This window comes from Aestuariispira insulae (assembly GCF_003385955.1).
GTDB lineage: Bacteria > Pseudomonadota > Alphaproteobacteria > UBA8366 > Aestuariispiraceae > Aestuariispira > Aestuariispira insulae.
This window is the reverse complement of record NZ_QRDW01000008.1, coordinates 69,378-84,122: the sequence shown is the minus strand read 5'-3', so window position 1 is coordinate 84,122 and position 14,745 is coordinate 69,378. Positions and strand designations below refer to the sequence as shown.

Genomic DNA, 14,745 nt, shown 5'->3' with positions numbered 1-14,745 from the left:
GCTCTCTTTCATGCCCCAGAAAAAATCTCACAAGGAAGTCGGCCTGCCCCGTTTTGATGGGTGGCGGGCCCGCGGCAATGGTCTGTTTGTTCTATCCAGCCACAAACGCGCACGCGAAGCCTTGGAATTCGGCCTTTCCATCAAGAAACCCGGTTTCAACATCTTCGTCCTTGGGGATGATGATTCTGGCAGGCTGACCCAGACCATGGCTTTCCTGACGGAAAAGCTCTCAACTGAACGGCCGCAGAATGACTGGATCTATCTGAATAATTTTCAGCGCACCCATCGGCCACGCCCCTATTCCCTGCCACCCGGCACCGGGCGGTTGTTCCGCGACCGCATCCATGCCTGCGTGATCACCATGATCGAGGCTTTTGAAGCCGCCTTCCAAAGCGAGGATTACGAAGGCAGGTTGGCCACTATTGGCCGCGAGGTTCAATCCACCATCGACGAAGAAATGGATATCTTGCGCCAGGAGGCCAGCGAACATGGCCTGACCATCCTGCGCACCCAGGAAGGCATGATGGTCAGCCCGCTCAATGAAGAGGGCGAGGCCATGCCCTTGAGCGATGTGCCCGCCGAAATGCGCGAGGAAATGACCGAGCGTGCCAATGAGATCGCAGAGGAACTGACCGCAATTCACCGCCGGGCCGCCGAACAGCAGACCGAAGCCGGCATTGAGGTTGCCGCCCTGGACCAGGATATCGCCGACAGCATCATAAGCGAGCTGCTCTCGCCGATCATCAAGGATTTCGGGGGTTATCCGGGGATCGGGCGCTGGCTGACCGGCCTCAAGGAAGACATCATGGATAATCTGGAAATATTCCAGACCACCATCGCCACCGAGGATGATGATGTCCGTGAGGCCTATGAGGAGGAGTTGAAACGACGCTATGGGGTCAATCTGCTGGTGGATAATGGCGATATGACCCCGCCTGAACCGGTTCTTGAACCCTCGCCCACCTATGAAAATCTGATGGGTTATATCGAATACCGCTCGGTGAATGGCGAATTGACCACGGATTTTTCCATGATCCGGCCGGGTGCGCTGCATCGTGCCAATGGCGGCGTTCTGGTCCTGCGCGCCCAGGAGATCGCCGAACAGCCGGAAGCCTGGGCGGCGCTGAAAGGCGCGCTTCGTGACTCCAAAATCAGGATTGAGGAACGCCATCGCCAGAATGGCGTGCGGGTGGCGGGATCGCCCAGCCCGAAGGCTGTGCCATTGGATGTGAAAGTAGTTTTGATCGGCGCGCCGCATTGGTATTACACCTTCTTCTCCGCAGATCCGGATTTCGCGCCGCTCTTCAAGGTCAAGGCCGATATCGATCCCGACATGGCCGCCACCACAGAAAACCTGTCCCATTATGCGGGCCTGCTGCGCGATATGGCCAAGCGGGAGAAACTCGGCTGGCTCAGCCGACCGGTGTTAATGCGCATGCTGGGCAAAGCGGCCCGGTTGGCCGATGACCGCAGCCGCCTAAGCTCGCGCTATGAATTGCTGGTCGATTTGATGGTGGAGGCCCGCCATCACGCCAAAGGTGGCAAAATCACCATCAATGCGCTGGAAAAATCCGACGCCATGCGCCGACGCCGCAATGCGCGCATCGAAGACCGCATGATGGAACAGGTTACGCGCGGGTCAGTTCTGCTGGATGTGGAAGGCCAGGAAATTGGCCAGGTCAATGCCCTGACCGTCTATGATACCGGCGACCATAGTTTTGGCAATGTGTCGCGCGTGACCGCCCGGGCCAGCGCCGGACGCACCGGCCTGATCAATATCGAACGCCAGGTGGATCTGGGCGGACCGTTGCAGCAGAAAGGCGCCATGATCCTGCATGGTTATCTGACCGGTCTGTTTGCTCGGGTGATGCCGATTGCGTTTAACTGCACCATCACTTTCGAGCAAAGCTACAGCGGTGTCGAGGGCGACAGCGCGACCGTGGCCGAGCTGTTGGCGGTCCTGTCCGAACTGGCGGGATGCCCGCTGCGCCAGGATCTGGCCATCACCGGTTCGATGAACCAGCGCGGTGTCGTGCAGCCGGTCGGCGGCATCCGGGAAAAGGTCGAGGCCTTTTACCATACCTGCCTGGCCAAGGGCCCATTGACCGGAAAGCAGGGTGTGGTGGTGCCCGAGGCCAACCGGACCAACCTGATTTTCGACCGGGAGCTGGAACTGGCAGTGTCCGACGGGTCTTTCCACATCTGGACCATTTCCCATGTGGATCAGGCCCTGTCCCTTTTCACCGATATGCCGGTGGGCGAGCTTAAGAAAGGCCAGTATATCCCGGATTCGAGCATCTATGGCCGGGTTGCCGCCCAATTGGAGGAATTTGATATGATCCTGAGGGAACGGGAAGGGCGGCTGTCCAACATGAACAGCCCGCGCTAGCAAGGAGCCATGCCATGAGCAATCTGGATCTTTATTTCGACCGAAATCTCGATGAGCATTCCGACGTGTTGGAACGCACCCGCGGTGCCTGCCGCGATACCTTCGCCCACATGCTGGCCGGTTGGGTAGCCGCGATCCGGGACGGCAACAAGATCGTCTTTTTCGGCAATGGCGGTTCCGCCAGCGACAGCCAGCATCTTGCCACCGAAATGTCGGTGAAGCTCAAGGATGACCGCGCACCCATCGCCGGCCTGGCACTGACCACCGATACCTCCGCCCTCACGGCCATTGGGAATGATTACGGGTTCAACCATCTTTTCGAGCGCCAGATCCGCGCCCTTGGCCGGCCCGGCGACATCGCGGTTGGCATCTCCACCAGCGGCAATTCGGAAAATGTGAACCGGGCATTGATCGCAGCCCGCGACATCGGCATGGTCGCCACCGGCCTGTCCGGCCGCGATGGCGGAAAAATGATCGATTTGTGTGACCCGTTGATCATTGTGCCTTCCGATATCACCGCCCATATCCAGGAGATGCATATCACCATCGGCCATATGCTGATCGGTGCTCTGGAGATAGAGTTAGGGCTGGTCAACAACAATTGACCCCCCGGTCAATCCGGTGGACCGGACCGGCAAGGGAACCTTTGTGCAGCCTGAAAAGGCGGATCACGCGTCCAGTTGCGCAATCCCACCCGGCCTCAAATCCGGCAATCGGCGCAGCCCGTCATTTGGGCGTCCGTCACCGCCCTCCACTATCAAAACCAGTTCAGGCCGGACCGTGAGCCGTCCTTCTGCCGGATCCGCCCGGCTCACCGGACCGCCGAACAGTTTGTCAAACAGATCGCCGAGAGACCGGGTCGCAGTTGCCAGATAATCCTGATTCAAACCTGAGCGCTCTTCCTTGAGCCGGTCCAGAACCGACCGTAGATCACCGCGTGTCTGATCCAAGGTTTCCGCCAGCGGATCAAAGGCTTCCGGGTCCAACGGGCTTGGGGTCCGTGACTGATCCGGTTCCGGCAGGCCCGGCCCCTTAGTCGCATTAGGAAAGGTAATATCGACACTATCCTTTTTGGTGAGCGATCCTTCTACTTCCTCGATTTCAACACGGAGGCTGACCCGTTTAAGCTGGACAGCCGCGGAATGTTCGTTGGTTGCCACCCGCAAATCAAAGGTCTCCACAACAACGGATAGTTTGATTTCCTTAAAGGAAAAATCCTTATTTCCGGTTTCCTCGAGCAGGGATTGCCCCAACTGCTCCGCTTTTTCTGACGCCGTCCGGCCGATTTCCTCCGAAAAGCCGGCAAGAGATGCTTCCTTGCCAACCGGTTGGCCGGCAATAGCCCCCAATTGCTGTAAAAAATCTCCAGCGGCATCGCGGATCGCGCCCGCAACAGTTTCCCGAACAAAACCGCGGGCCCGCTGAATGGCGTCCCGGGCCTGATCCAGCACATCGCCGGCCGCCCGGCTCAAAAAGACATCATCCTGCCGCCCCGGATCACGGGCAACAGGGATCCTATCGGCAAAAAGCTGTGCGGTTATTGGCTGTGAGAGCAGATCAGTATCTTGCCGGTTTAACCCGGTCGAATCATTGTTGGGTTGATTTTGACGGATATGTGGCGCGGGGTCCCGTGACTTGGGCACAGGTTCGCCAAGATTGGAAATACTACCCATGACTGCCTCCTTCTGGTGCCATGATGGATAGAAAATAGTCGGAAACAGCGGCATTCTGCCGCGATACTGAAACACGATCATACCACAATAACGGGATTTCCGGAATACGGTCCAAAAACCCTCATTTTTCGGAAAACTGATCTTATCGGGGATTAGTTTCGGGTTATTCCCTTAATGTCACCCCGTTTACGTTGACACATGCCCATCCGGCGCTTATCTCAGAATTCTAGAAGAACTTTATTCATTTATTTACTGCACTGTATTCGAGGCTTTTTCATGATTGGCGGATTGCTGAAAGCCGTGTTTGGCTCGGCCAACGACCGTATTGTCAAAAATCTCCAGAAAAAGGTTGATCGCATCAACGCGATGGAACCGGAACTGGAGGCGCTTAGTGAAGAGGCGCTGAAGGCGAAAACCACAGAATTTCGCGAAAGGCTGAAAGCCGGCGAAACCGAGGAGCAGATCCTCGAAGAGGCTTTCGCCGTGGTTCGGGAAGCCTCGAAACGGGCCTTGGGGATGCGCCATTTCGATGTCCAGCTGGTTGGCGGCATGGTGCTGCATCAAGGCATGATCTCAGAAATGCGCACTGGTGAGGGTAAAACCCTGGTCGCCACCCTGCCGGTCTATTTGAACGCACTCTCGGGCAAAGGGGCCCATGTGGTCACGGTGAACGATTACCTGGCCAGCCGCGATGCCGAATGGATGGGCAAGCTGTATAATTATCTGGGCCTGTCGGTGGGCGTGATTGTCCCCAACCTGCCGGACCCGATGCGCCAGCATGCCTATGCCTGTGACATCACCTACGGCACCAACAACGAGTTTGGTTTCGATTATCTGCGCGATAATCTGAAGCTTTCGATCGATCAGATGGTCCAGCGTGAATTCAATTTCGCCATTGTCGACGAGGTAGACAGTATCCTGATCGATGAGGCCAGGACGCCGCTGATTATTTCCGGCCCGGCGGAAGACTCATCTGAAATGTATATCGCCATCGATGCCCTGATCCCCGATCTGGTGGAAGAGGATTACGAAGTCGACGAAAAGGCGAAATCCGTCACCTTCACCGAGGAGGGCACGGAACATATCGAACAGCTGCTGAATGAGAAAACCGAGCTTTTGAATGGCGGCAGCCTGTATGACACCGAAAACATCTCGGTAGTGCATCACATCAACTCGGCTCTGCGCGCCCACAAATTGTTTACCCGCGATGTGGATTACATCGTCGAAAACAACAAAGTAGTGATCATTGACGAGTTCACCGGCCGAAAAATGGAAGGCCGCCGCTTTTCCGAGGGCCTGCATCAGGCCCTGGAAGCAAAGGAGCGTGTCGAGATCCAGCGTGAGAACCAGACTCTGGCCTCGATCACCTTCCAGAATTACTTCCGCATGTATCCGAAGCTGGCCGGTATGACCGGTACGGCCATGACAGAAGCCGGTGAATTTGAGGAGATTTATAGTCTGCGCGTGGTGGATATTCCGCCCAACCGGGAACTTGCCCGAAAAGATTATGATGATGAAGTTTACCGTACCAGCAACGAACGGGATAACGCTGTCATCGCGCAGATCAAGGATTGCCATGAAAAAGGCCAGCCGGTCCTGGTCGGCACCGCCTCGATTGAACGTTCTGAAGAGCTTTCTGCCAAGCTGAAAAAGGCCGGCCTCAAGCATGAGGTCCTGAATGCCAGACAGCATGAGCGCGAAGCCTTCATCATTGCCGATGCGGGCCTCACCGGCGCGATCACCCTTGCCACCAACATGGCAGGCCGCGGCACCGATATCCAGCTGGGCGGCAACCTTGAAATGCGCCTGATCAAGGAATTGGAGGGCATCGAGGACGCAGACGCCCGCACGAAAAAAACCGAAGAAGTCAAAGCCGAGATTGCCGCAGAACGTGAGAAGGTTATGGCGGCTGGCGGGCTTTACATCATCGGCACCGAACGCCATGAATCCCGCCGGATCGATAACCAGCTGCGCGGCCGTGCCGGGCGTCAGGGCGATCCGGGTGCGTCCAAGTTTTACGTCAGCCTGCAAGATGACCTGATGCGCATTTTCGGGTCAGAGCGCATGGATGGCATGTTGCAGAAGCTGGGTCTGGAAGAAGGCGAAGCCATCATTCATCCCTGGGTGAACAAAGCGCTCGAAAAGGCCCAGACCAAAGTCGAGGCCAGGAACTTTGAAATCCGGAAACAGCTGCTGAAATTTGACGATGTGATGAATGATCAGCGCAAGGTCATCTTTGAACAGCGCAAGGAAATGATGCGGGCCGACGATGTCCATGACACCATCCAGGACATGCGCCAGGATGTGGTTCAAACCGTCGTTGACGAACATATGCCGCCCAATGCCCTGCCGGATCAATGGGACCTCCCCGGTCTGCGCGAAGCGGTCAACCGCACTTTCAGCCTGGACCTGCCCGTCGATGAATGGGCCAAGGAAGAAGGCATCGCCAATGAGGAAATCCGTGAGCGTATTGCCAGCGCCGCAGATAAGATGATGGCGGAAAAGGGTGCCAATTACGGGCCTGAAGTCATGCGCAGCCTGGAAAAACAGCTTGTTTTACAGATCCTGGATCATTCCTGGAAAGAACATCTTTTGCATCTGGACCAATTGCGCCAGGGCATCGGGCTGCGGGCTTATGCCCAGCGGGATCCGCTGAACGAATATAAACGGGAGGCCTTCAACCTTTTCGATCATCTGCTGAATAACCTGCGCAGCCAGGTGACCCAGGTTCTCAGCCATGTGGAGTTGCAGATCGGCCAGCCCGAACAGGAACAGCCACGCCAGCAGGCCCCCGAAGCGGCCATGCCGCTTTCCGCAAGTGCTGCGGCCGGCGGCACGCCACAGGAAATTGACCCTGATAATCCGGAAACTTGGGGCAAAGTTGCGCGCAACGCGGCATGCCCGTGCGGATCCGGAAAGAAATACAAGCATTGCCACGGACGCGTCTAATACCGCCCGACAGAGCAGGATAAATTAAACGGGCGGTTTGGATTACAGATCGCCCGTTTCTTTTGAGAGAAGGCGCCATGGCCCTATCCAAGGAAGTCTATTCCCCCTACCGACGGTTTTCGGTCAAGGAATGGAGCGCGCTCAGCCAGGATAAAACGGCACCGCTGACCGCAAGGGAGCTGGAAGAGCTTCAAGGCTATAACGAGAAAGCCTCGATGCGGGAAGTGGAAGAGATCTATCTGCCGCTGTCCAGGCTGCTGAGCCTATATGTCGGCGCCGTGCAGGGGCTGAACCGCGAGGAATCATCTTTCCTGGGCGGTAATGGCGCTAAGATCCCGTTTATCATCGGCCTTGCAGGCAGTGTCGCTGTGGGCAAAAGCACCACCGCCAGGATCCTGCAAACGCTATTGGCCCGCTGGCCCGGCCATCCCAAGGTGGATCTGATCACCACCGACGGTTTCCTTCATCCCAATGCCAAGCTGGTGCAGCAGGGAATCATGAACCGCAAGGGCTTTCCGGAAAGCTATGACCGCGCGGCCCTGCTAGCTTTCTTGAGCGATATCAAAAGCGGCCGCCGCCAGGTGCGCTCCCCGGTCTATTCCCATCTGGTCTATGATGTGGTGCCCGATCAGTGGCTGGAAGTGGATCAGCCGGATATCCTGATTGTCGAAGGCCTCAATGTCCTGCAGACTGGACGGCTGCGCGCCGGCGAGCCCCATGTCTTCATCTCGGACTATTTTGATTTTTCCATCTATCTGGATGCCGATGAAGCCTTGGTGGAGGAATGGTATATCCAACGTTTTCTGGAATTACGCAAAACCGCCTTCACCGACCCCCGATCCTATTTCCGCAACTACGCGAGCTTATCAGAAGAAGAGGCCGTGAAAACCGCGACCAGGATCTGGCACGAAATCAACCTGAAAAACCTCCATGAAAATATCCAGCCCACCCGGGAGCGGGCGCGGCTGATCCTGCATAAGGGGGCCGATCATATGATTGACGAGATTTTCCTGCGGAAACTATGACGGCCAAGCCCATGCTGGCACCAAACGTCATACGACCGTTACCGCCGCGGTTGGCGCGCTGATATCAAGCACCGCGCCTTCCGGATCACGCAACAGCATACGGCGTTGGCCATAGGGCATATCGGTAGGCGGCTGGATGATGTCCGCTTTCATTTCCTGGGCGATCTGATGCACAAGGTCGCAATCCTCCACCACAAAGGTGATAATCACGCCCTGCGGAGCCTCACGAACGTCCGGTGGCACAATGTCACTATCCCGTTTCAAGATGCCATATTCCAATCCCGGCATCCCGTCATGGGTCAAAATCACGAACCAGCCTGAATTGAAATGACGCCGCATGCCAAGCAGAGCCTCATAAAAGGACGCCGTGCGGTCAACATCGTTGGCCAGAATATTCGAAAATACGCGTTGCATTCCTACCCCCCGGAACCAGTCAGAACCTATCACTTATTTTAGAGAGATAGGAACTGATGGGACGCCATTCAATTATTCCGGCCATAATTTGATCCGGTCAGGCGGCAAACAGCCGCCGGACAGCCCCCCGTTTCACCGGCACCCGTTTCTGCATGCCCATACGCATCTTGAAACTGTGACCGCGCAACCGCTTTTGCAGTTCCAAAAGATCCGCATCCTGGGGCTGCATCGCACAGAGATAGGATTCAAACCGCATAAGGGCCCATTTCAGCCGGTCCGGAGCGGCCGCAGCGCGCAACCCCTCAATCTCAACCAGCAGTTCTTCCTTCATGGTGCGCAACTGCCAGGTATTCGGCTTCGTCTGCTCCGCGAAATATTCCATATCATGCAGAAAACGCGAGATCTCGTGCACCGGATTGGCCGATACAGCATTGGTCGAAACAGGTACAGTATAGGCGGACGCGGTCATTTTGTTTCCCCTCTGTTCTCAATGAAGGAACGCTAGAACAGAATTGGAACATCGTCAACAAACAAAATGAGAACAAAACAGCATTTTTGTGTTCAACACCGCCATAGGCATGGTGACACGCAGTCGCTTTCAAACTATTCTCAAACGGCTTCTGGGAAAAAAAATCTGGCGACGCCTGCCTGCCAAACCGGCATTTTCATCAACACCGACGTGATCACGCCACTGGCCGGAGGAGGCCTCAGCCACGTGGTCGGATTTTTGAATCTGCTCGCGCTGTTCCTGCTCTTCCGGTTGATCAAGCTGGTCCTGTTCGACTGGTCGGCGCAAAACAGCGCCTGAACCAGCCTTTCAGCCGCTTTTTGGGAAGCAGAAGTCGCCTGCAAGCTTGACCTTGAAGGCCCTGCGCACCATTCTGCCGCCGCTGTGAGAAACAAATGATTTGAACAAGGGGTTCGGCCTATGAGCTACCAAGATTTGCAAGCCACCATCGAAGCGGCCTTCGACAACCGCGACACCGTCAACTACGGCACCACCGGCGAAATCCGTGAAGCGGTCAACGAAGCGCTTAACCTGATGGATTCGGGTAAAGCCCGCGTTGCCGAGAAAATTGATGGCGAATGGCAGGTGAACCAGTGGCTGAAAAAAGCCGTTCTGCTGTCCTTCCGCCTGAATGACATGAAGCCGATTGCCGGTGGTCCGGGCGAAAACACCAACTGGTGGGATAAAGTGCCCAGCAAGTTTGAAGGTTGGGGTGAAGCCAATTTCCGTGAGGCCGGCTTCCGGGCTGTTCCGGGCTCCATCGTGCGACACTCCGCCTATATCGCCCCCAATGCGGTCCTGATGCCAAGCTTTGTCAATCTGGGCGCCTATGTGGACAGCGGTACCATGGTCGATACCTGGGTGACCGTTGGGTCCTGTGCCCAGATCGGCAAGGATGTTCACCTTAGTGGCGGTGTCGGTATCGGCGGTGTGCTGGAACCGCTGCAGGCCGGTCCTGTGATCATTGAAGACAACTGCTTCATCGGCGCGCGTTCCGAAGTGGTCGAAGGCGTTGTTGTCGGCGAGGGTTCCGTGATTTCCATGGGTGTCTTCATCGGCCAGTCCACCAAGATCATCGATCGCAACACCGGTGAGGTCTTCATTGGCCGCGTGCCGCCCTATTCCGTCGTGGTTTCCGGCTCCATGCCGGGCAAGCCGCTGCCCGACGGCACGCCGGGACCGAGCCTCTATTGCGCGGTCATCGTGAAGCGCGTGGACGAAAAAACCCGGTCCAAGACATCCATCAACGATCTGCTGCGCGACTAAGCATCCCAGCATCAGGCTCATAAAGGTATAGGTGAAAAAATGCCCCTCGATCCGGTCAAACTGGCCCAGCAACTGATCCAATGTCCGTCCGTCACGCCCCATGAAGGCGGCGCGCTGGACCTCTTGCAATCGGTGCTGGAGGATCTGGGCTTCACCTGTACCCGCCTGCCCTTCCAGGAAGAAGGGACCGATGATGTTGATAACCTTTATGCCCGTCTGGGGGATGGTGCCCCCAATCTTTGTTTTGCAGGGCATACGGATGTGGTCCCGGTCGGCGACCGGGATGGCTGGAATGACGATCCGTTCCAGGGATTGATCAAGGATGGCATGCTCTATGGCCGCGGCGCTGCGGACATGAAAGGCGCCATCGCCAGCTGGGTCGCCGCCGTTTCCGCCTATCTGGAAGAGAAAGGCCAGCCCCATGGCAGCTTCAGCCTGCTGATCACGGGAGATGAAGAAGGCCCTTCTATCAATGGCACCAAGAAGATGTTGCCCGCTATTACCAAGATGGGTGAAAAACTTGACGCTTGCGTCACCGGCGAGCCAACCAACCCAAAATCTTTGGGCGAAATGGTCAAAATCGGCCGCCGCGGCAGCCTGAATGTCACCATTACCGTGACCGGCGTTCAGGGCCATACCGGCTATCCGCATCTGGCAGACAATGCCGCCCACCGTCTGGTCGCCATGTTGAAAGCCCTGACGGACTGGGAAATCGACCAGGGGTCCGACCATTTCCAGCCGTCCACGCTGGCCATCTCCACCATCGATATCGATAACCCGGCCACCAACATTATCCCCGGGACGGCAAAAGCAGTCTTCAACATCCGTTTCAATGACCTGCACACCTCCGACAGCCTGGAAAAGCAGTATCGGGAGATCCTGGACGCCGCCATCGGTGAAGGTGGCCAGTATGAACTTGATATCAAGGTATCGGGCGAGAGTTTCCTCACACCGCCGGGCCTGCTGTCCGATCTGGTCAGCGACGCTTGCGAAAAAGTAACCGGCCAGCGGCCGGAACTTTCGACCACCGGCGGCACCTCGGATTCGCGCTTCATCAAAGATTATTGTCCGGTGCTGGATTTCGGCCTGGTCGGCCAGACCATGCACAAGACCAACGAATGCGTCGCCGTCAGCGATGTTGAAGCGCTTGCCAAAATCTATCAGAATATTATCGAAGGTTATTTCGAAAAGGTCCCGTCCTGAACAACAGGAAACCCGGTCCCGTAAAGGACCGGGACAACCGTGGGCCCCGGGAGACAATGGGCCTATGATCCAAAGACCCAGCATTGCAGAAACCGCCGGGCAGCTCTATCTCGGTTGGCGGCTGCTCTGGCTCAACCGGAAAGCCCTGGCTTCTTTCGGACGCACCGAAGAAGCCTTCTGGAAAAGTTTCTGGTGCGCTGCATTCGTATTGCCCCTGCATGTGCTGCGTTTGACCTTCGGTCAGGAATATTACAGACCCGACATCGAATGGTCCCTTTTTTGGGCAGTTACGGTGGAAAGCCTGATCTATCTGATCAGTTGGATCATCTGGCCTGTGGTCATCGCACCAATCTGCAGACTGATGAACCAGAGCCAACAGTTCATTCCCTATATTTGTGCGCTGAACTGGAACAACGGCGTGTTCTACTTACTGCTGACCCCGCTGATCCTGCTGGAAGCCGCAGGCCTGATTGCACACGACTTGTATCAAACCTTATTATTCGGTTTCTTTTTCTGGAAAATCGGTCTGCATATCTTCATTGTGACCACCCTGCTGAAACAACTGGTGCCAACCGCCATCCTGATCGTGCTCGGCAATGTCATCCTGGTGCTGACTGTTGCCGCCACCCGACAGGCCATCTTGCATTAACGGGCGTCAGTAATTCACTTCCGTGAGGTAAAGGCCCTGCGCAGGGGCTGTGGGGCCACCCGCCGCACGGTCACAGGCTTCCAGGGCTGATTTCAGGTCCGCCTTGGTCCATTTGCCTTCACCGACCAGCTTCAGCGAGCCTACGAAATTGCGCACCTGATGATGCAGAAAGGATTTCGCCCCCACATGGAAACGGATCTCACCATCCTCCTCCACAACATCCAGCCGGTCCAACGTCTTGACCGGTGATTTCGCCTGGCATTCCGCCGCGCGGAAGGATGAAAAATCATGCTGGCCCAAAAGAACCTTTGCCGCATCATCCATCAAGGCCACATCCAGGGGCACCTTCACATGCCAGACCCGCCCTTTATCCAGGGCAGGCGGTGCCCGCCGGTTCAGCAAGCGATAGATATAGGCCCGGCTGAGCGCATCAAAGCGCGCGTTGAAATCATCTTCCACAGCCTCGACCTCCAGGACCGAGATTGGCACCTGGCGCAGATGGGCATTCAGCGCCTCGCGAATCTTGAGTGCGGGAAAATCGCGCTCCAGGTCGAAATGGGCCGCCTGATTAGTGGCATGCACACCCGCATCGGTTCGTCCGGCGCCCTGGACCAGAACCTCTTCACCGGAAAAACGGAAGATCGCCGCCTCCAACTCCCCTTGAACCGTGGCACGGTCATCCTGCCGCTGCCAGCCGGAGAAAGGCCCGCCATTATATTCAACTCGAATTTTCCAACGGGCCATTTCTACACCTGTTACCTGGATTGCCGGACAGCGGAGCCAATCAGCTGCCGTGGCTGTTGTGGTTCATGGTTTTTTCCGCACCATGGGCGACGGATTTCACCATCACCTGAACGGTGGTTTCACCGGCCTTTTCAAAAGTCAGGGTAAGATCGAACATCTCGCCCTCAACAAAAGGCTGTTTCAGCCCCATGAACATCACATGATAGCTGCCGGGTTTCAGTTCCGCCATACCGCCAGACGGTACCGGTACAAAGGCAACCTCTGTCATTTTCATGACACCGTCACCGACCATCTGATGGGTGTGGAGCTCCACCTTTTTCGCAACATCGGAGGAAGCGCGGATCAGCTTGTCGTCGTCCCCCTTGTTATGAATGGTCAGATAGGCACCGCCCGCTTTTGCCTGTTTGGTGGCGCTGGCGCGCGCCCAGGCTTCTTCAATCATCAAATCGCCCAGCTTCACATCATGGGCAAAGGCGGTAACACTCATCAGCGTGACAACAGCGGCCACGATCATTTGGATTTTTTTCATATGTCTGGTTTCCCTCTCTGGAGAATGAAGCGTTATATAATGGTTTTTCTTGTATGCTTCAAACCGCAGGAGGTGCCCGGATCGAGACGGTCCCGACCATGCCTGCCGGACCATAGTGCACTGCCAACCAGCCACCGTGGATCGCGGTCGGCAAGGGGGATTGGGCAAGCCCGGCACGCGCGGCATCTTGCGCAGGCTTCTCACAGGCCAGCAGGCAGAAATCGCAAGCCTTTATGGGATCAACCGCCCCCCTATCGGCCCCAGCGGGAACATTCCCGCCGGATAGATTCGCTTGCATGTCTTGGATCCATCCGCAGATGAAAACCCCAGACTGGTCCTGTGAGGCCGAAGAGGCCTGTGCACTGGCAATGGGCAGGAACAGGTTCAGCAAAAGACCGAACAAGGCGCATCCATATGCGCTAAGAAGGTTCCGCCTGTTCCTCATCATGACGTTATGTCAGGTCCCCGTGCCAATAGCCTCGATATCAAACGGTGTCGTTTGATAAACATCATTGATCCAGTTCGCGATCAACAGATGGGCATGGCTGCGCCAAAGATTGAGCGGCATCTGATTTGGATCATCATCCGGATAGTAGTTCCTGGGCAGCTGTATTTCCAGTCCCTGGCGCACATCACGATCATATTCATCCTTCAAGGTGGTCGCGTCATATTCCAGATGATTGAACATATAGACCTGACGGCAGATCCGGTCCCGAACGATACAAAGCCCGGATTCAGGTGATTCCGCGAGCACATCAATCCCGTCACGTTGTGGCAGGTCCTCCCGGCGGTTCTCGGTATGACGGGAAACCGGCACCAGGAATTCATCCGCAAAACCGCGCAACAGGATCGAATGTTTCTTGACCACGCGATGCTGGAACAAACCGAACATCTTTTCACGCAGCGGATGTTTCGGCACATTATGGAAATGATAAAGCGCCGCTTGCGCCCCCCAGCAAATATTCAGCGTGTTATGGACATGCGTCTGAGTCCACTCATAGATCTGGGAAAGCTCCTCCCAATAGGCGACATCCTCGAAATCCAGTGTTTCCACCGGGGCACCGGTGACGATCAAACCATCGAATTTCTGATCCCGGATGGCTTCCCACGGATGATAGAAATCCAGCATATGCTGACGGGATACATTGCTAGGTGTGTAGGACCCCGTCGTGATCAGGGTCATCTCAACCTGCAGCGGCGTCGCCCCGATCAGGCGTGAAAAATGCAGCTCGGTTTTTTCCTTCAGCGGCATCAGATTCAACAACCCGATCTTCAGTGGCCGGATATCCTGACGCGCAGCATCGGATTCCTGCATCACCACCAGGCCTTCGTCGCTCAGGAATTTACGCGCCGGCAGGTTATCTGGAATCTTGATGGGCATTGGACTGGCCTCTGG

General features: G+C 56.3%; 15 protein-coding genes. 8 read left to right on the top strand and 7 right to left on the bottom strand.

Features of this window, described 5'->3' with window-relative positions:
* Positions 1–10: 10 nt before the first annotated feature.
* Positions 11–2,389, top strand: coding sequence for a Lon protease family protein (locus tag DFP90_RS16840; protein ID WP_115937688.1), 2,379 nt, complete (start codon positions 11–13; stop codon positions 2,387–2,389).
* Between the two features lie 14 nt (positions 2,390–2,403).
* Positions 2,404–2,994: a D-sedoheptulose 7-phosphate isomerase gene (locus tag DFP90_RS16835; RefSeq protein WP_115937687.1), complete on the top strand. Its 591-nt coding sequence runs from the start codon at positions 2,404–2,406 to the stop codon at positions 2,992–2,994.
* A gap of 63 nt (positions 2,995–3,057) precedes the next feature.
* Here DFP90_RS16835 and DFP90_RS16830 read toward each other — a convergent pair whose 3' ends face one another.
* On the bottom strand, positions 3,058–4,062 hold the full coding sequence (locus tag DFP90_RS16830) for a hypothetical protein (RefSeq protein WP_115937686.1): 1,005 nt from the start codon (positions 4,060–4,062) through the stop codon (positions 3,058–3,060).
* Between the two features lie 276 nt (positions 4,063–4,338).
* Here DFP90_RS16830 and secA point away from each other — a divergent pair, with 276 nt between their 5' ends.
* Positions 4,339–7,011: a preprotein translocase subunit SecA gene (gene secA, locus DFP90_RS16825; RefSeq protein ID WP_115937685.1), complete on the top strand. Its 2,673-nt coding sequence runs from the start codon at positions 4,339–4,341 to the stop codon at positions 7,009–7,011.
* A 77-nt stretch (positions 7,012–7,088) separates the two neighbouring features.
* Complete coding sequence (gene coaA, locus DFP90_RS16820; protein WP_115937684.1) at positions 7,089–8,036, top strand: type I pantothenate kinase; 948 nt, start codon at positions 7,089–7,091, stop codon at positions 8,034–8,036.
* A 27-nt stretch (positions 8,037–8,063) separates the two neighbouring features.
* Here coaA and DFP90_RS16815 read toward each other — a convergent pair whose 3' ends face one another.
* Positions 8,064–8,450, bottom strand: coding sequence for a VOC family protein (locus DFP90_RS16815; RefSeq protein ID WP_115937683.1), 387 nt, complete (start codon positions 8,448–8,450; stop codon positions 8,064–8,066).
* A gap of 97 nt (positions 8,451–8,547) precedes the next feature.
* A complete protein-coding gene (locus DFP90_RS16810) occupies positions 8,548–8,919 on the bottom strand; it encodes a hypothetical protein (RefSeq protein WP_115937682.1) in 372 nt (123 codons plus the stop codon).
* Positions 8,920–8,985: 66 nt separating this feature from the next.
* Here DFP90_RS16810 and DFP90_RS16805 point away from each other — a divergent pair, with 66 nt between their 5' ends.
* From DFP90_RS16805 to DFP90_RS16790, 4 genes are all read left to right on the top strand, one after another.
* Entirely contained in the window at positions 8,986–9,258 is a 273-nt protein-coding gene (locus DFP90_RS16805) for a hypothetical protein (RefSeq protein WP_115937681.1), read from the top strand.
* 120 nt (positions 9,259–9,378) lie between these two features.
* Positions 9,379–10,224 carry a 2,3,4,5-tetrahydropyridine-2,6-dicarboxylate N-succinyltransferase gene (dapD, locus tag DFP90_RS16800; protein ID WP_115937680.1) on the top strand — a complete coding sequence of 282 codons (846 nt, stop codon included), beginning with the start codon at positions 9,379–9,381 and terminating at the stop codon, positions 10,222–10,224.
* Between the two features lie 39 nt (positions 10,225–10,263).
* Complete coding sequence (dapE, locus tag DFP90_RS16795; protein WP_115937679.1) at positions 10,264–11,427, top strand: succinyl-diaminopimelate desuccinylase; 1,164 nt, start codon at positions 10,264–10,266, stop codon at positions 11,425–11,427.
* A gap of 64 nt (positions 11,428–11,491) precedes the next feature.
* Positions 11,492–12,076 (top strand): hypothetical protein, encoded by a 585-nt coding sequence (locus tag DFP90_RS16790; protein WP_115937678.1) that lies wholly within the window; start codon positions 11,492–11,494, stop codon positions 12,074–12,076.
* A 6-nt stretch (positions 12,077–12,082) separates the two neighbouring features.
* Here DFP90_RS16790 and truA read toward each other — a convergent pair whose 3' ends face one another.
* The 4 genes from truA to DFP90_RS16770 are packed head-to-tail and all read right to left on the bottom strand — an operon-like array spanning position 12,083 to position 14,730.
* On the bottom strand, positions 12,083–12,820 hold the full coding sequence (truA, locus tag DFP90_RS16785) for a tRNA pseudouridine(38-40) synthase TruA (RefSeq protein ID WP_115937677.1): 738 nt from the start codon (positions 12,818–12,820) through the stop codon (positions 12,083–12,085).
* A gap of 40 nt (positions 12,821–12,860) precedes the next feature.
* Positions 12,861–13,349 (bottom strand): copper chaperone PCu(A)C, encoded by a 489-nt coding sequence (locus DFP90_RS16780; RefSeq protein WP_115937676.1) that lies wholly within the window; start codon positions 13,347–13,349, stop codon positions 12,861–12,863.
* A gap of 58 nt (positions 13,350–13,407) precedes the next feature.
* Positions 13,408–13,794 (bottom strand): DUF2946 family protein, encoded by a 387-nt coding sequence (locus tag DFP90_RS16775; protein WP_245957107.1) that lies wholly within the window; start codon positions 13,792–13,794, stop codon positions 13,408–13,410.
* 12 nt (positions 13,795–13,806) lie between these two features.
* Positions 13,807–14,730 (bottom strand): homoserine O-succinyltransferase, encoded by a 924-nt coding sequence (locus tag DFP90_RS16770; RefSeq protein ID WP_115937674.1) that lies wholly within the window; start codon positions 14,728–14,730, stop codon positions 13,807–13,809.
* Between the last annotated feature and the right edge of the window lie 15 nt (positions 14,731–14,745).